Annotated in this window: 20 protein-coding genes; 12 read left to right on the forward strand and 8 right to left on the reverse strand. The window is 55.7% G+C overall.

The features are described 5' to 3' along the window. Positions 1-306 precede the first annotated feature (306 nt). The 4 genes from pssA to J1C54_RS11580 all read right to left on the reverse strand — a co-directional run bounded on the left by pssA (position 307) and on the right by J1C54_RS11580 (position 4,544). On the reverse strand, positions 307-1,107 hold the full coding sequence (pssA, locus tag J1C54_RS11565; RefSeq protein WP_229147883.1) for a CDP-diacylglycerol--serine O-phosphatidyltransferase: 801 nt from the start codon (positions 1,105-1,107) through the stop codon (positions 307-309). A 115-nt stretch (positions 1,108-1,222) separates the two neighbouring features. Beyond that, entirely contained in the window at positions 1,223-2,239 is a 1,017-nt protein-coding gene (ilvC, locus tag J1C54_RS11570) for a ketol-acid reductoisomerase (RefSeq protein ID WP_229147884.1), read from the reverse strand. A gap of 89 nt (positions 2,240-2,328) precedes the next feature. Beyond that, complete coding sequence (ilvN, locus tag J1C54_RS11575; RefSeq protein WP_229147886.1) at positions 2,329-2,820, reverse strand: acetolactate synthase small subunit; 492 nt, start codon at positions 2,818-2,820, stop codon at positions 2,329-2,331. A gap of 2 nt (positions 2,821-2,822) precedes the next feature. Continuing rightward, complete coding sequence (locus J1C54_RS11580; protein WP_229147891.1) at positions 2,823-4,544, reverse strand: acetolactate synthase 3 large subunit; 1,722 nt, start codon at positions 4,542-4,544, stop codon at positions 2,823-2,825. A gap of 362 nt (positions 4,545-4,906) precedes the next feature. On the opposite strand from J1C54_RS11580, the gene J1C54_RS11585 reads away from it, so the two are divergent. Next, a complete protein-coding gene (locus J1C54_RS11585; protein WP_229147892.1) occupies positions 4,907-5,386 on the forward strand; it encodes a DUF4124 domain-containing protein in 480 nt (159 codons plus the stop codon). 52 nt (positions 5,387-5,438) lie between these two features. Here J1C54_RS11585 and clpB read toward each other — a convergent pair whose 3' ends face one another. The 3 genes from clpB to rluD all read right to left on the reverse strand — a co-directional run bounded on the left by clpB (position 5,439) and on the right by rluD (position 9,839). Further along, positions 5,439-8,030 (reverse strand): ATP-dependent chaperone ClpB, encoded by a 2,592-nt coding sequence (gene clpB, locus J1C54_RS11590; protein ID WP_229147893.1) that lies wholly within the window; start codon positions 8,028-8,030, stop codon positions 5,439-5,441. 103 nt (positions 8,031-8,133) lie between these two features. Further along, a complete protein-coding gene (pgeF, locus tag J1C54_RS11595) occupies positions 8,134-8,877 on the reverse strand; it encodes a peptidoglycan editing factor PgeF (RefSeq protein WP_229147894.1) in 744 nt (247 codons plus the stop codon). Further along, positions 8,874-9,839: a 23S rRNA pseudouridine(1911/1915/1917) synthase RluD gene (gene rluD, locus J1C54_RS11600; protein ID WP_229147895.1), complete on the reverse strand. Its 966-nt coding sequence runs from the start codon at positions 9,837-9,839 to the stop codon at positions 8,874-8,876. The genes pgeF and rluD overlap by 4 nt, the downstream gene beginning before the upstream one ends. Before the next feature lie 69 nt (positions 9,840-9,908). On the opposite strand from rluD, the gene J1C54_RS11605 reads away from it, so the two are divergent. After that, complete coding sequence (locus tag J1C54_RS11605) at positions 9,909-10,724, forward strand: outer membrane protein assembly factor BamD (protein ID WP_229147896.1); 816 nt, start codon at positions 9,909-9,911, stop codon at positions 10,722-10,724. Between the two features lie 62 nt (positions 10,725-10,786). Here the strand turns inward: J1C54_RS11605 and J1C54_RS11610 are convergent, their stop codons facing one another. Further along, a complete protein-coding gene (locus J1C54_RS11610) occupies positions 10,787-12,076 on the reverse strand; it encodes an alpha/beta fold hydrolase (RefSeq protein WP_229147898.1) in 1,290 nt (429 codons plus the stop codon). 182 nt (positions 12,077-12,258) lie between these two features. Between J1C54_RS11610 and J1C54_RS11615 the strand changes: the two genes are divergently transcribed. The 10 genes from J1C54_RS11615 to dat all read left to right on the forward strand — a co-directional run bounded on the left by J1C54_RS11615 (position 12,259) and on the right by dat (position 22,107). Then, positions 12,259-13,515 carry a glutamate-5-semialdehyde dehydrogenase gene (locus J1C54_RS11615; protein ID WP_229147902.1) on the forward strand — a complete coding sequence of 419 codons (1,257 nt, stop codon included), beginning with the start codon at positions 12,259-12,261 and terminating at the stop codon, positions 13,513-13,515. Further along, a complete protein-coding gene (gene nadD / locus J1C54_RS11620; RefSeq protein ID WP_229147904.1) occupies positions 13,502-14,179 on the forward strand; it encodes a nicotinate-nucleotide adenylyltransferase in 678 nt (225 codons plus the stop codon). The genes J1C54_RS11615 and nadD overlap by 14 nt, the downstream gene beginning before the upstream one ends. After that, on the forward strand, positions 14,176-14,535 hold the full coding sequence (gene rsfS, locus J1C54_RS11625) for a ribosome silencing factor (protein ID WP_229147906.1): 360 nt from the start codon (positions 14,176-14,178) through the stop codon (positions 14,533-14,535). Before nadD ends, rsfS begins: the two co-directional genes overlap by 4 nt. A gap of 44 nt (positions 14,536-14,579) precedes the next feature. Continuing rightward, positions 14,580-15,047: a 23S rRNA (pseudouridine(1915)-N(3))-methyltransferase RlmH gene (gene rlmH / locus J1C54_RS11630; protein ID WP_229147910.1), complete on the forward strand. Its 468-nt coding sequence runs from the start codon at positions 14,580-14,582 to the stop codon at positions 15,045-15,047. After that, positions 15,007-16,935 (forward strand): penicillin-binding protein 2, encoded by a 1,929-nt coding sequence (gene mrdA / locus J1C54_RS11635; protein ID WP_229147914.1) that lies wholly within the window; start codon positions 15,007-15,009, stop codon positions 16,933-16,935. The genes rlmH and mrdA overlap by 41 nt, the downstream gene beginning before the upstream one ends. Beyond that, positions 16,932-18,074 (forward strand): rod shape-determining protein RodA, encoded by a 1,143-nt coding sequence (gene rodA / locus J1C54_RS11640; RefSeq protein WP_229147916.1) that lies wholly within the window; start codon positions 16,932-16,934, stop codon positions 18,072-18,074. Before mrdA ends, rodA begins: the two co-directional genes overlap by 4 nt. A 9-nt stretch (positions 18,075-18,083) precedes the next feature. After that, complete coding sequence (gene mltB, locus J1C54_RS11645; protein ID WP_229147917.1) at positions 18,084-19,100, forward strand: lytic murein transglycosylase B; 1,017 nt, start codon at positions 18,084-18,086, stop codon at positions 19,098-19,100. After that, positions 19,100-19,948, forward strand: a complete 849-nt coding sequence (locus J1C54_RS11650; RefSeq protein ID WP_229147918.1) for a septal ring lytic transglycosylase RlpA family protein — start codon at positions 19,100-19,102, stop codon at positions 19,946-19,948. The genes mltB and J1C54_RS11650 overlap by 1 nt, the downstream gene beginning before the upstream one ends. A gap of 111 nt (positions 19,949-20,059) precedes the next feature. Then, on the forward strand, positions 20,060-21,214 hold the full coding sequence (locus J1C54_RS11655) for a D-alanyl-D-alanine carboxypeptidase family protein (RefSeq protein WP_229147921.1): 1,155 nt from the start codon (positions 20,060-20,062) through the stop codon (positions 21,212-21,214). Between the two features lie 29 nt (positions 21,215-21,243). Further along, positions 21,244-22,107: a D-amino-acid transaminase gene (dat, locus tag J1C54_RS11660; RefSeq protein WP_229147924.1), complete on the forward strand. Its 864-nt coding sequence runs from the start codon at positions 21,244-21,246 to the stop codon at positions 22,105-22,107. The last annotated feature ends 16 nt before the right edge of the window (positions 22,108-22,123 follow it).

A 22,123-nucleotide genomic window follows, 5' to 3' on the forward strand; every position in this document is an offset into this window, starting at 1 on the left:
CGCTTAAATCATGCTCAGCAAAACCAATATCACTCAATGAATGACTCGATAGTGCTGATATCTTTTTTGAAGATATCGCCCCATCAGAGCTCACACGTTTGTCTGCCTGATTGTTAAAGAGCTGCGGAAACTTGCCGCTGCGTCGACTGCTATGCCGTCGCCGTGGGTGCGCATTCTATGGAACGGCGCACCGGAGTCAACTACTTTTCATTATCTTTTGATTGTTCGGTCACGAAACAGTCAATTAACCCAAGAAAGCCTGTTTTTCGCCCGAAAAACGGCGAAAAAACAATCCCCTGGAAAGCCTCAAACGGCCGAAGCCCTCCGTTGCCGGTAGCGTCGAAGCAGGTCAAGTACCACCCCACTACCGGCATAGATAACCCCGACAGCAAGAAGCACCAGCGGCGGATCAAGAACAATAATCGCAAACGCAATAATTACCCCAAGCAATGCCCTGACCGGGACCCGACCAATGTGGTACTCCTTGAAACTCTGGTAACGGACGGAAGAGACCATTAGCAGACCCGCTGCAGCGGTGACAAAAGCCACCACATAGGCCACGTCGTGCCCGTCAATACCCTTGGCTGCCCCCAGCCACACCATGGTGGCCACCAAACCCGCACCACTGGGACTGGGCAACCCTGTGAAATAGCGCTTGTCGGAGGTTTCCACCTGAACATTGAAGCGCGCCAGCCGCAGGGCGGCACAGGCCACATAGATAAAAGCAGCCGCCCAGCCGAGCTTGCCAAGGTCCGTCAGCGCCCAGGCATAGGCAACCAATCCTGGAGCCACCCCAAAGGCAACGCAGTCGGACAATGAATCGTATTCTGCGCCAAACTTTGACTGGGTATTGGTCATTCTGGCGACACTGCCGTCTAGGCCATCCAAAATACCGGCAACAATAATGGCGATCGCCGCACTTTCGAAATGGCCATTCATGGCCGCCACGATGGCATAGAAGCCGGCGAACATGGCGCCGGTGGTGATCAGATTGGGGAGCAGGTACACCCCTTTATGGCGCACACCTTGACGGGCGGCATCCACCTCTATCACCTCAAATTCGTGATCCTCCGGCTTTTCCGCCGGCTTATCCTGATGCTCATTCATTGGCTGCTCCTCCGCCCAGTCCAGCTGGCCATCAACATATGCCCCGATTATCCGCTATCGGCAAACAAAAAACGCGGCCGAAGCCGCGCTTTTTAACAGCAGCATAGCGCCAGAATCAGTTCTTGCTCTTGTCGATGATCTTGTTAGCCTGAATCCAGGGCATCATACCACGCAGCTTCTCACCAACCTGCTCAATCGGGTGGGCCGCATTGTTACGACGGTAGGCGGTCATCGACGGGTAGTTATGCGCACCCTCAGCGATAAACATCTTGGCATACTCGCCATTCTGAATTCGCTTCAAGGCATTACGCATAGCCGCACGAGACTCATCGTTGATTACCTCAGGACCAGTAACATACTCGCCATACTCCGCATTATTGGAGATCGAGTAGTTCATATTGGCAATGCCGCCCTCGTACATCAGATCAACAATCAGCTTGAGCTCATGGAGACACTCAAAGTAGGCCATTTCCGGAGCGTAACCAGCTTCAACCAGAGTTTCAAAGCCAGCCTTGACCAGTTCTACCGCGCCGCCACACAGTACGGCCTGCTCACCAAACAGGTCAGTTTCAGTCTCGTCTTTGAAAGTCGTCTCGATAATACCAGTGCGACCACCACCGACACCGGAGGCGTAGGACAGAGCCAGCTTCTTGGCATTGCCGGAAGCGTCCTGATAGATGGCAATCAGATCCGGGATGCCACCGCCTTTGACAAACTCGCTACGCACGGTGTGACCAGGGGCCTTCGGCGCAATCATGATGACGTCGAGATCGGCGCGCGGCACCACTTGGTTGTAGTGGATAGCAAAGCCATGAGCAAAGGCCAGAGTGGCGCCCTTTTTCAGGTTCGGCTCAATCTCATCACGATACAGCTGGGACTGGAACTCGTCCGGGGTCAGGATCATAACCACATCAGCCCACTGCACTGCCTCTGCCACAGGCTTGACAGCGAGACCAGACTGCTCGGCCTTGGCCGCCGACGCTGACCTCGGGCGCAGACCGACAACAACGTCAACGCCGGAGTCTTTCAGGTTATTGGCATGGGCATGACCCTGAGAGCCATAGCCAATAACAGCCACTTTTTTGCTCTTGATAATGGAAAGGTCGCAATCTTTGTCGTAATAAACTTGCATGGTTTTCCCCTGTTGACTCGCCGCCGGCATTCGTTAAGGCGGCGAATAATACGATTCTGCCGGCGATTACTCCACCACCGGCGCACAAATCAGATGCTCAGTACCTTCTCACCCCGGGAAATACCTGACACCCCGGTACGCACCACTTCCAGCACCTGAGCATCGCCGATGGTACCAACAAAGGCATCCAGCTTATCCGAAGTACCAGCCAACTGGACGGTATAGACGGAACTGGTCACATCGACAATCTGGCCACGGAAGATATCCACGGTACGCTTGACCTCGGCACGCTGGGCACCGGTGGCCTTGACCTTGCACAGCATAAGCTCACGCTCAATGTGCGGACCTTCGGTCAGATCCACCAGCTTGACCACCTCGATCAGCTTGTTCAGGTTCTTGGTGATGCGCTCAATCTGCCGATCATCGCCAAAGGTTGTCAGCGTTAGCCGGGACAGCGTCCTGTCTTCAGTGGGTGCCACCGTTAGCGTTTCAATGTTATAGCCGCGCTGAGAGAACAGACCCACCACGCGGGACAGAGCACCTGGCTCGTTTTCCATCAGGATTGAAATGATCCGTCTCATGATCAGGTCCGCTCCGTTTTGCTGAGCCACATGTCGCGCATCGAACCATCGGCGATGTGCATGGGGTATACGTGCTCACTCGGATCCACATAGATATCCATAAATACCAATCGATCCTTAAGGGAGAACGCTTTTTCCATTGCCTCATCCAGATCCTCGATCCGATCGACACGGATCCCGACATGGCCATAGGACTCTGCCAAGCGGACAAAGTCTGGCAGAGAGTCCATATACGACTGGCTATGACGGCCGCCGTACTGCATGTCTTGCCATTGGCGAACCATGCCCAGAGCCTGATTATTAATGTTAATAATCTTGATCGGCAGACCGTACTGCAGACAGGTAGACAGCTCCTGAATGTTCATCTGGATCGAGCCTTCACCAGTAACACAGGCAACCATCGCATCCGGGAAAGCGAACTGGACGCCGATAGCCGATGGAAGGCCAAAGCCCATGGTGCCGAGACCACCGGAATTGATCCAGCGACGCGGCTTGTCGAACTTGTAGAACTGTGCAGCGAACATCTGATGCTGACCCACGTCGGAGGTCACATAGGCATCGCCCTTGGTAGCTTTATACAAAGCTTGCACCACCTGCTGCGGCTTCATGGGACCGCCATCGTTCACTTCGTAACGAAGGCCATGATATTCACGCCACCCCTTGATCTCGTCCCACCAGCGCTGCAGCGCTTTAGCATCAGGGCGATCCGGCGACTCTTCAATCATCGAAACCATTTCCTCAAGCACCTGCCTTACCGGCCCAACAATGGGCACATCGGCACGCACATTCTTGGAAATGCTTGCAGGGTCAACATCCACATGAATAACCGTGGCCCCCGGGCAAAACTTCTCCGCGTGATTGGTCACACGGTCATCAAAACGGGCGCCCACCGCGACGATCAGGTCACTGCTATGCATGACCATATTTGCCTCGTAGGTGCCGTGCATGCCGAGCATGCCGAGGAACTGCGAGTCAGAGCCAGGATAGGCGCCAAGCCCCATCAACGTGTTAGTCACAGGGAAATTCAGTAGCTTGGCAAGCTTGGTCAAGTACTCACTGCCATCACCCAGAATCACCCCGCCCCCGGCGTAGATCACCGGCCGGCGAGCCTTGAGCATCTCGTCGACTGCCTTGCGAATCTGCCCAGAGTGACCGCGAGCCACCGGCGAGTAAGAGCGCATTTTGACTTTCTTCGGGTATTCGTAAGGCACCTTCACCAGCGGGCTGGTCTGGTCCTTGGGAATATCTACCAGCACCGGGCCAGGCCGACCCGTGGTGGCGATATAAAAGGCCTTCTTCATCATTTCGGGAATATCTTCAGGCTTTCGTACCGAGAAGCTGTGCTTCACGATTGGCCGACAGATACCCACCATGTCAGTCTCCTGGAAGGCGTCGTCGCCGATCCAGTCCGAACGCACCTGCCCCGAAAGCACCACCATTGGAATCGAGTCCATATAGGCTGTGGCAATACCGGTTACTGCGTTAGTCGCACCAGGGCCGGATGTAACCAGCACCACCCCGGGCTTGCCGGTAGCGCGGGAATAGCCATCCGCAGCATGGGTCGCGGCCTGCTCGTGGCGCACAAGAATGTGCTGCACCTTGTCTTGCTGGAACAGAGCATCGTAAATATGAAGAACGGCACCACCTGGGTAGCCGAAAATGATTTCTACACCTTCGTCCTGCAACGCGCGAACCAACATCTCCGCGCCAGATAATTTTTCCACAGTGAAGCCCTCTACTGTTCAAACCACACGAGCCGGCACGGCGGCGCCGTCCAGCCTTGGCAAGATCCATCGTCGGTTTTGCTGGTCTGCGAAAGGAAAGCGCTATTGGGCTTTCCGACATGCCGGGCGGAGGTTGGCCGCCGCGGAGCAGACTATGGGGACGGTGTGGCAGTGTCACTGCTAGGACGCCGCGGTAACGACGCCCGGATTCCCGGCCGGTCCGTTGCGGGGGTATTGCGACGGGCGGTCTCGAACTCCGGAGACCAGCAATTCTGGCAGATAAATACCTGTTGTCAAACAGCCAAAGCCCCGGCGGGGTTGCCGCAGGCAGGCCCGGCAGGGCATTCTAGCGAGGGAGAACAATGAATTACGGAGAAACCATGATCCGTCAGGCTCGAATAGTCACCACAGTGATGATCGGCATACTACTTTGCGGCACAGCGACGGCGGCAAAGTTTTACCGCTGGACAGATGACAGCGGGGTCACCCACTACACCCAAACTCCCCCGCCAGAAGGGGTTCAGAGCAAGGAGGTTCGCACCCTTGGTCCCTCTTCGGATCAGGATGCGGAGCTTGAGCGACTTAAGGAACAGCGGCAGCGGGCAGAGGCCGCCCGCCAGCAGCAGGCCAAACAGCAAGCCGACGCTGAGCAGGAAGCCACTGCCCCCGACCAAGCCACCGAGGAGCGCTGCGAGCAGCACCGCAAGAATCTGGATGAATTGCGCAACAGACCTGTGGTTCGCACTACTGACCCGGATACCGGCGAGGTCATTACTCTGGATGACGAAGGGCGTCAGAAGATGATTGAGCAAACACAGGAAGCCCTGAAGCTATGCCCATAGCCCAATAGCTCTGGTGACACAAAATAGAAAAGGCCGTCTATGACGGCCTTTTTTATTCGTGCTGCCTGCCTAAGGACTTGCTAAAGGTCAACGCATCACCCTCAACACCGACTTTGATAACATCCCCTGGAGCATAGTCTCCACTAAGAATGCGCTGCGCCAGAGGATTTTCAATCCGCTGTTGAATTGCCCGCTTTAGAGGACGGGCGCCATACACCGGATCGTAACCAGCGACTACCAGCATATCGAGCGCCTCGGCAGTCAGGTCGATTTTCAGATCGCGCTCAGCCAAGCGGCGACGCAAGCCATCCAGCTGAATGTTGGCAATACCATGGATCTGATCCCGGGCCAGCGGATGAAATACAACGACCTCGTCAATACGGTTAATAAACTCCGGCCGGAAATGTCCACCAACCACGTCCATCACGGCCGACTTCATGCGCTCATAGTTATCTTCGCCAGCCATTTGCTGTATCAAATCCGAGCCCAGATTGGATGTCATCACGACTACCGTATTGCGGAAGTCCACTGTGCGCCCCTGACCATCAGTCAGACGCCCATCATCCAACACCTGAAGCAAGATATTGAAAACATCCGGATGCGCCTTCTCAACCTCGTCCAGCAGGAGCACCGCATAGGGACGCCGACGCACCGCCTCGGTGAGATAGCCACCCTCTTCATATCCAACATATCCCGGAGGCGCACCGATTAACCGAGCTACGGAGTGCTTCTCCATAAACTCCGACATATCAATCCGCACCATCGCTTCTTCGGTATCAAATAGAAATTCCGCCAGCGACTTGCATAGCTCCGTTTTACCCACACCGGTTGGCCCCAAAAAGAGGAACGAACCATTGGGGCGATTAGGATCCGACAGGCCTGCACGCGAACGACGTACCGCATTAGCCACAGCGACGACTGCCTCATCCTGACCCACCACTCGGTTATGCAACGCGTCTTCCATGCGTAGCAGCTTGTCGCGCTCTCCCTCAAGCATTTTTGACACCGGAATACCGGTCCACTTGGAAACTACCTCGGCAATTTCTTCATCGGTGACTTTATTACGTAATAGCTGCGTCTCTACCTCAGCACCCTGAGCACTCTTCAGTCTGTTTTCAAGCTCCGGGATAACGCCGTATTGCAACTCGGACATACGGCTCAAGTCACCAGCGCGACGAGCTTGATCCATTTCCAAACGAGCCTTTTCAAGCTCAGCTTTGTGATTCTGCGCACCGGCAAGAGTGGCTTTCTCCGCATCCCATACTTCACGCAGATCGGCATACTCCTTTTCAAGGCGGTCGATATCCTCCTCTAGCTTATCCAGACGCTTCTTGCTTGCATCATCAGTTTCTTTGCGCAGCGCTTCGCGCTCCATTTTCAACTGAATCAGCTTACGATCCAAACGGTCCATCTCCTCCGGCATAGAGTCGATTTCCATACGAATGCGGCTACCCGCCTCGTCAATCAGATCGATGGCCTTATCCGGCAACTGCCGATCAGTGATATAACGCTGCGATAGCTTAGCCGCCGCAATAATTGCACCGTCGGTAATTTCCACACCATGATGGACCTCATAACGCTCCTTCAGCCCGCGTAAAATGGCAATGGTGTCCTCCACCGTAGGCTCATCCACCAGCACCTTCTGGAAACGACGCTCAAGAGCTGCATCTTTTTCAATAAACTGCCGATATTCATTCAGGGTTGTAGCGCCCACGCAATGCAGCTCACCACGAGCCAAGGCCGGCTTAAGCATATTGCCAGCGTCCATCGCTCCATCAGCTTTACCCGCACCAACCATAGTGTGCAGTTCATCAATAAACAAAATAACCCGACCTTCCTGCTTGGCCAGCTCATTCAACACTGCCTTGAGACGCTCTTCAAACTCGCCCCGATACTTTGCCCCTGCAATTAAAGCGGCCATATCCAGAGACAAAACGCGCTTGTCTTTCAGACCTTCAGGAACCTCACCATTGACGATGCGCTGGGCAAGGCCCTCGACAATAGCCGTCTTACCCACACCGGGCTCGCCAATCAGAACAGGATTGTTTTTGGTGCGTCGCTGCAAAACCTGAATGGTGCGACGAATTTCATCGTCACGGCCAATCACTGGATCAAGCTTGCCATCTTCAGCACGCTTGGTCAGATCTACCGTGTACTTATCCAGCGCCTCACGCTTGTCTTCCGCATTCGGGTCGTTCACCGCTTCGCCTCCTCGCAGATCGCTAATTCTTTCTGCCAAAACTTCTTTGACAACTCCGGCGCGAGATAGAATCTTGCCGAGCTCGGCACCATCATCACAGGCCGCCAACAATACTGTCTCACTGGAGACATACTGATCTCCACGCTGCTGAGCTTCACGATCCGCCAGATTGAACAGACGCGCCAAATTCTGTGAAACCTGAACATCGCCGCTAAAGGGCTTCATCACTGGCAGATTATCTATCGCTACTTGTAGCGCGACATCCAGATCGCCAACATTAATTCCCGCTCGATCCAGCAACGGACGCGCACTACCACCCTGCTGCCGCAGCAACGCCAACATCAGGTGCACCGGTTCTATAGAGGAGTGGCTGCGCCCAACCGCCAGAGACTGAGCTTCGCCAATCGCCTCCTGAAGACGTGCGGTAAATTTTTCGTAACGCATGATTTGCCTCTCCCGGACTCGATCTTGATGCCACATAGGTGCGGCCATTGTCCGTACTTTTCAAGTAGGACCACCAGATCACAGGAAAGCAGAGAAGGACAACTTAGTCGTTGAGCCAGATCAGGGTAGCGAAGCGGCCGGTCTGGCCATCGCGCCGATAGGAGTAATATTCATCTAGGCGGCAACTGGTGCACAAATTGCCACCATGGATATCATTGACCCCGACAGCCTGCAGCCGGCGCCGAGCCAGTGTAAACATGTCCATCCGCCAGTGGCCGGGGCCATCCTCGCGAAACCCTCGGCCATCCCCCGGGTCCGTCGCCATAAACGCGTCGCGCACCTGATCTCCGACTTGATAGCAACTCTGGCAAATGGCTGGCCCCAACCATGCAGATAAGGGCTCACCTGCAGGCGCCAGCTGTTGCACACCGACTTCTAACATCCCGGCAAGCAGACCTCGCCAACCGGCATGATAAGCACCCACCGCACTGCCGTCCCGACGAGCCATCAGCACTGGCAGGCAGTCGGCTGTCAACACGGCACAGGGGTGCCCGACCAGATCACAGCAAGCTCCATCGGCGCGACGATCTGCATCACCGTAGCGAACGCTACGCACGCCATGGACCTGGGTCAGCCAGAAGGGTGGTTTGGTGGTGCCAATCTGCTGATGCAGGTGAGCCCGGGCGGCTGCCACGCGAGCACTGTCATCGCCACAGTTATCGCCCAGGTTAAAGCCATCCCAGGGAGGAGGAGAATGATTCCCACGCCGACTGGTAACCAAAGCCCGCACTCTGGAATGTGGCTGCCAATCAGGAACCAGCCACTGCTCCGGCCCGGGCAGCATCATTCCTCGTCCCGGTCCTTACGCAATGTGGCCAGCAGAACCTCCATATCCTCCGGCAGCGGCGATTCGAAGCGCATTTCCTCACCGGAGCCAGGATGAATCAGGCCCAAGCGACGGGCGTGTAAAGCCTGACGGGGAAATTTGTGCAGCGCTTCGCGCAACTGCGCACTGGCACCTGCTGGAAAACGAAGTCGTCCATAAGTTTGGTCGCCCACCAACGGGTAGCGAATATGGGTCATATGCACGCGAATCTGATGGGTGCGGCCGGTTTCCAGCTGCACCCTGACAAGAGTATGGCCACGAAAGCGCTCGGTAACTCTGTAGTGCGTCACTGCCGGCTTACCGGACTGCACCACAGCCATACGCTTGCGATCCGTTGGATGACGACCAATCGGTGCCTCCACCTTGCCGCCACCCGTCATCACACCCTGAACCACCGCTTCATACTCCCGATACAGGCTCTTGTCCTGCAACTGGGAAACCAGTGACGCATGCGCCTCTAGCGTCTTCGCCACTACCATAAGCCCAGTGGTATCGCGGTCGAGACGATGGACAATACCCGCCCGCGGCAGGTTGGCCTGGGTGGCGTTGTGGTGCAGCAACCCGTTCAACAGGGTGCCTGCGGCATGCCCTGCCGCAGGATGCACTACTAGCCCGGCGGGCTTATCTATAACCAGCAGCTCGCCGTCTTCGTACACCACCTTGATGGTGATTGGCTCAGCCTCGTCCTCAACCTCTGGCAGCAGCACCGCATCCAGCGCCAACTCCTCGCTGCCGACCAGCTTCTGCTTGGGCTTGACCACCTCACCGTTGACGGTCAGTGCGCCGGATTTGATCCACTCCTGCAGCCTGGCCCGTGAAAAACCGCCAAAAAGCTCGGCAGCCACCTGATCAAGACGCAACCCGGCATGTTCCGGACTGGCTTGTACCTGAATCTGAATTTTCCCGTCTACGGGCTGTCCCATGGCGACCTGCTGCTGTGGCTGTGATTAAATACCGGCCCTATTGTAGCCTTATGATGGCAAAGAGTTCTGATGCAAAAGCTGTTTTTGATTCTGATAGCGCTAACGCTGGCCGCCTGTGCCGGCAATCCGGCAGATAAACGGGAGCTGACCGAGGCCGAGCATTACCGCGAAGCACGCAAGCAGCTCGACCGAAAAACCTTCCTCGACGCCATAGAGCAACTAGAGGAGCTGGAAGCACGCTTCCCCTATGGTGACTTTACCGAGCAGGCACAAATTGATCTTGTCTATGCCCGTTATCGGTCGCTGGACTATCCGGGGGCTACCGCTCAGGCAGAACGTTTTATCCGAACCTACCCGACTCACGAGCACATAGATTACGTACTCTACCTGCGCGGCCTGGCTCACTATTACATGGACCAGGGGATGTTTGACCGGGTCTTCGGCAGTGACAAGGCGCCGCGGGACCTTGCCACCATGAAAGACGCGTTCCGGGATTTTGATGAGCTGGTGCGACGCTACCCGGACAGTGAATATGCCCCGGATGCCCGCAACAGGATGCTGTTCATCCGCAACCTGCTGGCCGAGCAAGAGATTATTGCTGCCCGTTACTATGCCCGGCGACAAGCCTATATCGCAGCAGCAAACCGAGCACAAGATGTTATCCGCCACTTCCAGCAGACCAGCTCTGTGGAGGAGGCTCTGGCGATCCTGACAAAATCCTACCAGTCACTTGAGCAACCTGTACTGGCAGCCAAGGGTCGCGAACTCCTGAAGCAGAACTGGCCTGACAGTGAATGGCTGGAAGATGGTGAAGTAACCATAGAGTGGTGGCCGTCAGACGAACGCAATTGGCTATCATTGCTGACCTTTGACCTGCTTAAGTAGCCACTCTTGGAACGAATATAAAAAAGGCCGGTTTAACCGGCCTTTTTTATATTTCGACAACCTCAACCGTAGATCTTGTGCAGCTTGCCTTCGCCCGCTACCTGAAGAAAGTAGGCATCATCCTTCAGCAACGCTGCAAAGCGCTCTGCCTCTGCGATATTGCCATGCTTGAACAGACAGCGAAGATGTCCGGCATCGTCATAATCGAAAACCAGCAGCTCCAGCTTCAGCTCCGGCGAAGTCATGTAAAGCGTGCAATCACGGGCATGTTCTGCCAGCGAAAAGCCGGGGCGGTCTAACTTAAGCAGGCAGCCAAAGAAACTGACATCAACTACTTTAACCTCCTGATCAAAGCGGAACTGGTCGCCAATTCGCGACTCACTGATAACCCGGCCACGAGTATTACACGGAGCCAAACGATCACTACGCCGCCGCTCCAGGCGATCGTAAGTTCCCTTCGGCATAACCCGAATACCACTGACATTGCCGAGCGAGCGACCATTTAGAAATGCGGAGAACAACTCCAGAGAAACCTCTCGCTTTTCCAGCTGCGGCAAATGATCAGCACCATCAATCAAGACAAATGTTGAGTTGGGACACTTGCTGGAAAAAGCTGCGTTTTCCCATGGCAGAGTAAAACTATCAAACTCACCAGTGGTCACCAGCGTTTCACAGTTCGGGTAACCAAGCACACCCTCAACAGACAATAGACGCCGGCCATTGATCTTGTAACGCTCTCGCTCATTGTCATTGAGCGCTTTCATCTGTCGATAAAAAAGTTTACGCGCAGTGGGCGTAATACCCGTTTCTTTCAAGCGCTGATAATTAACCAGGTAGAGCACTACTGCCTGGCTAAACTCATCCATACGACCTTCATCAAGCACCCGCACGGATTCGTCCACGAGCATGCGCCAGCTTTTTCTTGGTCGGGTGATGATGCCGGCAACAATTAGCTTGCCGGTCTCGGCAGGGTATTTGTAGGCAAAGGTACTGGCGATGGCAGATCCCAGTGACAACCCCATCAGGTGCACCTTGCCAAGCCCCATCGCCTGAACAAAGCCATATAGAAGATCTGCCAGATCCTCCATACCCAGATCAGGAGCAATCTGATCATTGCTACCCAACGAGGGCAAATCCACCAGAACTACCGGAAAATCATCGTAAATGCGCTCGACACAGTATTTATAAGAGGTGAAGTTCTGAAATGCACCGCCGATAACCAGCAATGGCGGCTTGTGGTACTGAGCCGGGTCACTGAAAGCCAGATAATCGATTTTCCACGGCCCGACCCACATGGTCTGCGGGTCTGCTTTGATTGCGTTTCGGCTGTATGCCTGATACTTGATTTTCATAGTTGGCTGCCCTCCACACACGGGCTGCGGGTTTTCTTTATTATTGTGTCCAACCTCAAAGCTCTCTCCCCGAGAAGCAAAAAAACGGGCTGGAGGTTGATTGTTACGGGAAAGGCAGGGCGCGTAAAGCGCTTGGGACCGCTATAATCGTCGTCTTTATGTATCCCGGAGCAGCGTGTCCGATGACGATTGAGCAGTATTTCCAGCAAATTGGCCAGCAAGCCCGAGCAGCAGCTCGGCACATGGCCCGTGCCACACGTGGCGATAAAGACCGTGCGCTAGCGGAGATTGCCGCCAGCCTGAAACGGCAGCGGACCGCCATTCTCGCCGCCAATAGCGCGGATATGGACGCTGGCAAGGCTGGCGGACTCGATGCCGCCCTGCTGGACCGGCTGGAACTGACCCCTGCCCGCTTTGAGGCCATGATCGAAGGCCTCGAACAGGTCGCCGCGTTAGCCGACCCGGTTGGTGAAATCACCAACCTGAAGTACCGTCCAAGCGGCATTCAGGTGGGCCATATGCGCGTCCCTTTGGGGGTTATCGGAATTATTTACGAGTCCCGCCCTAACGTCACCATCGACGCTGCAGCGCTATGCCTGAAGTCCGGCAATGCTGCCATTCTGCGCGGTGGTTCGGAAGCGATTAACAGCAACAGAGCCATCGCCACCTGCATCAGCGAAGGCCTTACTGCTGCTGGCCTGCCTGGTACGGCAGTACAAGTTATCGACACCACCGACCGCGCTGCCGTGGGCGAAATGATTAGCCGCCCCGAGTATGTAGATGTAATCGTGCCACGCGGCGGTAAGGGTCTTATTGAGCGCATCAGTCGCGAAGCTCGGGTGCCCGTGATCAAGCATCTGGACGGCAATTGTCATGTTTATATCGACGACCAAGCGGATATCGATAAGGCCATGGCCATCGCCATCAACGCCAAGACCCACCGCTACGGCACCTGCAACACGATGGAAACTCTGCTGGTGGCCGAGGGAATTGCCGAACGGATTCTTCCCCAGCTAGCCAAAACCTACATGGAAAAGGGGGTCGAACTGCGTGGCTGCCCCGCCGCCCGAACACTAGTAGCAAGCATGCAGGAGGCCAGCGAGCAGGACTGGGCAGAGGAATACCTGGCGCCGATTCTGGCAGTAAAGATCGTCACGGATCTGGATCAGGCCATGGACCATATCGCCCGCTACAGCTCTGCCCACACGGAAAGCATTGTCACTGAGAACTTCACCCGCGCACGGCGCTTCCTGACCGAAGTGGACTCAAGCTCAGTGATGGTAAATGCTTCAACCCGCTTTGCTGACGGTTTTGAATATGGACTGGGCGCAGAAATTGGCATTTCCACCGATAAGATTCATGCCCGTGGACCGGTCGGACTGGAAGGACTGACCAGCCAGAAATGGATTGTCCTCGGCGACGGTCATGTCCGCAGCTGATACTAAAGAGGCAGTGCCGTTGATCCTGTTCGGCGGCACTTTTGATCCAGTGCATCGCGCCCATATAGGCGCTGCCCGAGCAGTCTCCAAAGCCCTTGGCAACGCCAAGGTATATTTTTTACCAAACTCAGTGCCACCCCACCGGCCTCAGCCAGCGGCGAGCGCTGAACAACGGCTGGCCATGCTGAAGATCGCCACCGAGCCCTACCCCGAACTACTTACCGATGACCGCGAGCTACGTCGGCCCGGGCCATCCTGGACCATCGACACCCTAACGGAACTGCGCGGCCATCACCCAGACAAACCACTGGTGCTCATCCTCGGCGCTGACAGCCTCGCCACTCTTCACCACTGGCACCGCTGGCAGGATTACCCGGCACTCTGTCACCTAGCCGTGCTGCCGCGCCCTGGCGCTGCCGAGCCAGTGAACGAAGTGCTTCAGGCATTCCCCACGACAGATGCAAGCCGCCTGCTTGACCACCCGGCGGGGCTGCGCTTGATGCTAAGCGCGCCATTTCTGGATGTGTCCTCTAGCGCCATCCGCCAGCGACTGGCCGAAAAAGACCACTGCACGTCCCTGGATGATGCGGTGCTCGCACATATTAAGCAGCATGGCCTGTATACTGTCCCCAATGATGCCCGCCCAGATGATGAGGATTCATGAGCCAGACCAGCCCTACTCTCCTGCTCGACACCGTTGTTAATGCGCTCGAAGAAATGAAGGCGAAGAATGTCACCGTTCTGAATATCGGCGAGATGACAAGCCTGGCCGATCAGATGGTAATCGCCAGCGGCACCTCTACCCGCCACGTCAAGGCCTTGGCCGACACCGTGCAGGAAAAGATCAAGGAAGCCGGGTTCATGCCGGTAGGTGTAGAGGGTGAACAAAGCGCCGAGTGGGTTCTGGTGGACTTAGGCGATGTTATTGTCCACGTTATGCAAACATCGACCCGGGAGTACTACGACCTTGAACGCCTGTGGCGCAATCCCGCTCACCACCCTGACCGTCAGGAAACCTGATTGACGGTCATGGCAGGAAGCGCACTTGCTTTGCGGAACTCAGCATGCTGGTAAGAGTACTGGCCATGGGAACAAAAATGCCGAACTGGGTTGATGCGGGCGTGGAAGAATATCGCCGCCGACTTTCCGGTGATATTCGCATTGAGTTCGAGGAAATTCCCCTGCCAAAACGGCGCGGTGACACAGCAACACTAATTGCTGAAGAAGCTGTCGCCATTCGAAAGCGATTACAAAAATATCCAGCCATCCACACCGTTGCCCTTGAGGTGCTAGGCAAACAGATCGATACGCCACAGCTGGCCAAGAAGCTTCAGACCTTGCGTGACCAGAGTCAGGACATGGCACTACTAATTGGCGGCCCGGACGGACTTGATGCGCAGCTATCCATGCAGTGCCACGAGCAATGGTCACTGTCCACTTTGACACTGCCCCACCCTTTGGTACGCATACTGGTGGCAGAGCAGATCTATCGTGGCTGGAGCCTTCTCTCCGGCCATCCCTACCATCGATGATTTGACTGCTATGCGCCTGCGCGATCGTCAAAGGGAAAGCCAAATCATCCAGATGCGTCTTGTCTGGACATTAGTGTTCGTGGTGATCGTACTGGCCGCTCTGGTCAGCAGGATAGTCTGGCTGCAATGGGCTCAGCATGACCGGTTTCGAGCACTCGCCGATCAGAACCGAGTACAAACTCAACCAATTGCTCCGCCGCGGGGTCTCATTCTGGATCGCCATGGTCGTATCCTGGCCGACAACCAGCCTGACTTTTCCCTGGTGGTAATTCCTGAACAGCTGCGTGACATGGAGGCCGCACTTAGCGGCTTAAGGGAGCTGATAGATATTGATGAGGATCAACTGGAACGGTTCCGTGCCCAGCTCAGTCAGCGCCGCCGCCCATGGGAGCCGGTGCCACTACGCAGCCGCCTTACCGCTGAAGAAATTGCTCTAGTCGCCGAAGCACGTCATGAGTGGCCCGGCGTGCGCATTGAGGCCGAGGCAATCCGCCACTATCCCTACGGCGAACTTTTTTCCCATGTAATTGGTTATGTTAACCGCATCAATGCACAAGATATTTCTGCTATGGATGAGGCAACACTGGCTAATTACAGTGGCACCAATTTCTATGGCCGGGCAGGCATCGAACGACAATACGAAAGCATCCTGCATGGCACTGTCGGCTACCGCAAAGCAGAAACCAACGCCCGAGGCCGTGTCCAGCAGGTGCTAGATGAAACGCCACCAATTGCAGGAGAAGACATCTCTCTTTTTCTCGATCTGGATGTCCAAAGAGCTGGCTGGAATGCCCTCGGCGGACGACGTGGGGCCGCTATCGCCATAGACCCCCGGGATGGTGGCGTACTTGCCTTCATCAGCCGCCCGGGCTTCGATCCGAATCTTTTTGTTACTGGCATTTCATTAAGCGATTATGGCGCCTACCGGGAGGATCCTGATCGCCCACTATTCAATCGCGCGCTACAGGGTCAGTACCCACCAGGCTCAACAATAAAATCAATGATGGGGTTGGCTGCGCTCGAAGCGGGCGTCACCGACTGGCAACGTACCATTCAGGATCCTGGCTTCTTCCGATTACCCGGCACGGAACGAGTATTCCGCGACTGGAAGCGTGGCGGCCATGGCAAAGTCGACCTGCACAAGGCTATCGTGGAGTCCTGTGACACATACTTTTACGATGCCAGTTTGAAGATGGGCATTGACCATATGTCTGACTTTCTCAGTTACTTCAATCTTGGCCGTCGAACGGGTATCGATCTGCAGGGCGAACTAGCGGGCATTCTGCCCTCTCGTGAATGGAAACAAAGCGCAAGACGTAGCTCCTGGTTTCACGGTGACACGGTGAACACATCCATCGGCCAAGGCTATATGCTGACCACCCCACTTCAATTGGCCCAGGCTATGGCCATCAGTGCACGTCGTGGCAAGCAACACCCTCCGCAGGTAGCCATGGCAGCAACAGCAACGACTGAAGACAAAGATCTCATACTCAAAGATCCAAATAACTGGCAGCTTATGGAAGCAGCACTGACCGACGTTATTCATGGCGCGCACGGTACAGCTCGTGCAGCCGGGCGAGGAGCAAAATACAAAATTGCAGGAAAGACAGGCACAGCGCAGGTATTCTCACTTGCCTCAGACGTCGAATACAAAGACCTGGATGTCAGCGAGCGATTGCGTGACCATGCGCTTTTTGTCGCTTTTGCTCCAGCGGACAACCCCGCTATCGCCGTAGCTGTGCTGGTAGAAAATGGCGAATCCGGCGGCCGGGCCGCAGCGCCAGTGGCGCGAGCAATAATGGATGCCTGGCTACTTGACGGAAAGGGCAACCTGCGTGATTTGAGCAAGCCCCGTTTGTCCAGCACCGGCGGCGGAGAGTCTCCATGAGCAATCACGAATATCTTCGTCAGCTACCTAGCCACCAGCGCGGCCCCGGCAATCTTGACCTCGCCTTTCGCTTGCACATCGACATGCCATTACTGGCGGGACTACTCGCCATAATGGGCTTCGGCCTGTTTGTGCTGTACAGCGCCGGCGGCGAGAGCATGGATCTGGTGCTACGCCAGCTAACCCGCTTTTTGGTCGGTTTCATCGTCTTGTTTGTTCTTGCTCAGCTCCCACCGCGTACGTTTCGCTTTTGGTCACCGGTACTCTATGGCATCGGCCTGCTCATGTTGATTCTGGTGCTGGTAATCGGCACAGAAGCCAAAGGTGCACAGCGCTGGCTTAGCCTGCCCGGCATAGGCCGTTTTCAGCCTTCAGAAATGATGAAGATCGCTGTACCGGCTCTGGTGGCATGGTTTTTCCGCGACCGTGCGCTCCCCCCTTCAATGGGCGACACTTTTGTTGCGCTAATGATAATTCTGGTGCCGGCCATGCTGATCGGTCGCCAGCCTGATCTGGGTACCGCCCTGCTAATCTCCATGTCGGGACTAGTCATTCTTTTTATGGCAGGTCTCAGCTGGCGAGTAATCGGAGCATCCGTGGCAGGCGCAGCTATTGCTGCACCATTGATGTATTTCTATGTGCTACATGATTACCAGCGCCGCCGCGTTGATACCTTTCTCAACCCGGAGGCCGACCCGCTTGGCGCCGGCTGGAACATCATCCAGTCAAAGACCGCTATTGGTTCTGGCGGCATTCAGGGTAAGGGGTGGCTAAATGGCACCCAGTCCCAACTCGACTTTCTGCCCGAGTCACATACAGACTTTATCTTCGCGGTATTGTCAGAGGAGCTGGGGTTGCTCGGCATCCTGTTACTATTCGCTCTTTATCTGTTTGTTATCGGCCGCTGCCTATGGATCAGCTACCACGCTCAGGATCTCTTTTCACGCCTGTTTGGCGCGGGACTGGCCCTCACATTTTTTATCTATATTCTGGTCAATGTCGGGATGGTGTCCGGCCTGTTGCCGGTGGTGGGAGTTCCACTACCACTGATCAGCTACGGCGGCACATCCATTGTGACCCTGCTGGCCGGGTTCGGCATTCTGATGTCCGTTCATACCCACCGGCGCCTCATGGGATAAGGAGACTACGTGAATAACCGGATTATGATTTTCACACTCGCCGCCCTGATCTGGGGGGCCTCCGGCCCGGCCCTTGCGAGCTATGCCGAGCACCCGGAAGCCATCAAGGTAGCTGACGAACTGGCAGAGGAAGGACTGGACCGCGAACGTGTTATGTTGCTGCTGGGCGACGCTCAAAAACAGGAAAAAATACTTGAGCTCATTGCTCGGCCAGCTGAAAAAACCCTTACATGGGCGGACTATCGACGTCTATTTGTGCAGCCCGATCGGGTCGAGCAGGGCGTTGCATTCTGGCGGCAACATAAGGACACGCTGGACGCGGTGGAGGCATCTCATGGGGTGCCAGCAGAAATGATCCTTGCCATCCTTGGGGTGGAAACCCGCTATGGTCGTCACAAGGGCACTTACCGAGTTATTGATGCTCTGACAACACTGGGATTTGATTACCCACCGCGCTCAAAGTTTTTCCGCGGTCAGCTAAAGGAGCTGTTCCGTCTGGAGCAAAAAGCCGGTATTGATATCAGCGAAGTAACCGGCTCCTATGCCGGCGCCATGGGATATCCGCAGTTCATTCCAACCAGCTACATTCATTACGCCATTGATCAGGATAATGACGGCCGCATAGATCTGCTTGGTAACCCTGTAGATGCCATAGGCAGCATAGCCAACTACTTTAAAGTCCATGGTTGGCAGACTGGCCAACCGCTGGTAGCCCGTGCCCGAGTGCGGGGAGAGGCATGGCGCAAGCTAATTCAACCCCTCGACAAACCACGGACGACTCTGGGCGCAGCCAGGGCAGCTGGCGCTGTGTCCGTGCCCTGCGCGGAGAGCAACTTCTGCTTCACTGGTCTGGCCGACGATACACCGATTGCCCTGATAGAGCTGGAAGGAGAGCATGGCAGCGAGTTCTGGCTTACCACCAACAACTTCTATGTAATAACCCGCTATAACCACAGTTACCTGTATGCCATGGCTGCCCATCATTTGGCTAAGGAACTGACCCAGCACCGCGGAGAGATTCGCTAATGAAAAAGCTGCTGTCACTTGCCTGCCTGCTAGTGGCAGGCTGCCAAACATCCCCTTATGCGCCACACGGATCAAGTGCGGAGGACAACGGCGCACCGGGTAGTGACCGCTACAGCATTCAACAAGACCATGCGCCGCAGGCAGATCGAGTGCGGATGCAGCAATTGCCACAGCCCACCCCAAAGCATGAGCCCCTCAGCCGTTATGGCAATGGTCCGACCTATCGAGTTTGGGGGGTCACATACGAAGTAATGGAGTCGTCAGAAGGGTACACCGAGGATGGCATCGCCTCCTGGTATGGCGCAAAGTTTCACGGCCACCGTACCTCCAGCGGTGAAACCTATGACATGTACCAGTTGAGCGCAGCCCACAAAACCCTGCCATTGCCCACCTGGGCGAGGGTCACCAATCTGGACAACGGCAAAAGCACCATTGTGCGGGTGAATGATCGTGGCCCCTTTCATCCTGACCGAGTCATTGATCTTTCCTGGGCGGCGGCAGTGAAGCTGGATATCGACCAACGCGGTACCGGACGGGTAAGAGTTGAGGCTCTCAGCACAGAACCTGCCAACCAGCCCCAGACCGTGGTCGCCGCCGCCAGCAGCCCCCCACCTGACGCCTCAGGCGTACTGTTCCTGCAAGCCGGCGCCTTCAGCCAGCAGGATAGCGCGATCAAGCTTGTCACGGACCTGAATAGGCGGTTCTCCTGGCCGGTAACGATTCACACTCGCAACGACATATACCGGGTGTGGATTGGCCCCTTTACAGATGAGCAGGAAAGACTTGCCGCCCGCCAGTCATTAACTGACGCAGGCTACCCATCGCCGGTTAACGCCGTCGCCCCCTGACATTTCTATCCCTGCGGCCTAGAATGCGCACAACCTGTGCCCGTAACGGGAATTATTCCCGCCAACGCGGTCAAATGGCACTGATTCAGTGCCCTGCAATGCGAGAAAATCATGACACGACTCCGACTTCCACGGCTTGTTACCCTGATGACCGCGCTGCTACTGCCGCTCAGCGCCAGTGCAGAATCGCTGATTGCCCGTGCACCCCAGATCGCCGCCAGCGGCTACATTCTGATGGACGCCGCCAGCGGCCATGTACTTGTGGCTCACAATGCAGATGAGCGCCTCCCTCCCGCCAGCCTGACCAAAATGATGACCTCCTATGTCGCTGATCACGAACTGGAGCGCGGCAATATTTCCCTGGCGGATGAGGTTTTGGTAAGCGTCAAGGCTTGGCGAACCGGCGGCTCACGTATGTTTATCCGCGAAGGTACCCGGGTAAACCTCCATGAGCTTCTCAAGGGCATTATTATCGTCTCTGGCAACGACGCCAGTGTCGCCATCGCAGAGCACGTTGCTGGCAGCGAAGACGCCTTCGCCGACCTAATGAACCGTCATGCGGAACGCCTCAACATGACCAACAGCCATTTCCGCAATGCTACTGGCCTGCCAGCAGACGGTCACTATAGCAGCGCTCGCGACATGGCCCTTTTGGCGCTGGCAATCATTAATGACTATCCAGAACACTATCCGCTATATGCTGAAAAAAGTTTCACCTACAACAACATCACCCAGCAAAATCGCAATTTGCTGCTATGGCGGGATGACAAAGTTGACGGTCTGAAAACCGGCCACACAGAAGAAGCGGGCTATTGCCTTGTGGCGTCCGGGAAGCAGGGTGACCAACGGCTGATCAGTGTAGTAATGGGCACCAGTTCGGAGCAGGCCCGAGCGGTCGAGACGCAAAAGCTGCTGACCTGGGGATTCCGGTTTTTCGAAACCTACCATGCCTACAACGCTGGCGACACGCTATCTGAAGTGCAAGTCTGGATGGGTAAAAATGACAAACTGGCGATCGGCCCGATAAATGACCTGGTGATGACCATTCCTCGCAACAGCCAACAACGCCTGAAAGCCGAGATGAAGGTCAACCCTGAAATTCGTGCCCCGATCAGCAAGGGCGAGACCCTGGGCAGTGTGGTTGTCAGCCTGGATGGCGAGGTGTTGCTGGATCGTCCACTTGTGGCTCTGAACGATGTGGAACAGGCTGGATTATTCAAGCGCCTGTGGCACCGCATCCGCCTGTTCTTTGCTGGCCTGTTTTGATTTCTGCTCACTCTGGTTGAGATGCGAAAATGGCCATTGCTTACCTTAATGAACAGTTTTTACCTCTTGAGCATGCTCGTATTTCGCCTCTTGATCGTGGCTTTCTGTTCGCCGACGGCGTCTATGAAGTTATCCCTGCCTACGCCGGCAAGCTATTTCGTCTGGATAAGCACCTACAGCGTCTGGCCCACTCTCTGGCAGCCATCGAAATCACCAATCCACACTCGACCGACGAGTGGACTGCTCTGTTCGAGGAACTAATCCAGCAAAATGGCGGCGGTAACATTTATATCTATCTGCAAGTTACCCGTGGCGCGACAACAAGACGTGACCATGCTTTTCCAAACCCGCCAGTAGCGCCAACAGTTTTCGCCATGACCGGGCACATCGCCACCCCAGCCGCTGACATGCCGGATACGGCACAAGGCGTCACGGTAGTCACACTTGATGACATCCGCTGGAGCCGCTGCGACATCAAAAGCGTGGCCCTGCTGGCCAATATCCTGATGCGCCAGCAAGCCGTGGCCGAGGGCGCAGCTGAAGCAATCCTGATCCGTGACGGGTTTGCCACAGAGGGCTCTGCCAGTAACTTCTTTATCGTTAAGGACGGCCTCATAACCACCCCGCCGAAAAGCCACTTAATCCTGCCGGGAATCACTCGTGATCTGGTGGTCGAGCTGGCTCAACAGAACAATATGCTGATTGAGGAGCGTGAGGTCACTGAGGCCGAACTTCGCAGCGCCGATGAAATCTGGCTGTCCAGCTCTACCAAGGAAGTGGTACCGGTAACCCGTCTGAATGGGCATACCCTTGGCGATGGCAAACCTGGTCCGCTTTGGAAACAGATGGCACGCCATTATGTCGACTACAAACGCCGCCTGTGTGGCTTGTAATCTGGTCAACAGGCTC

Source organism: Alcanivorax sp. 1008 (genome assembly GCF_020667895.1).
Lineage (GTDB): Bacteria > Pseudomonadota > Gammaproteobacteria > Pseudomonadales > Alcanivoracaceae > PGZG01.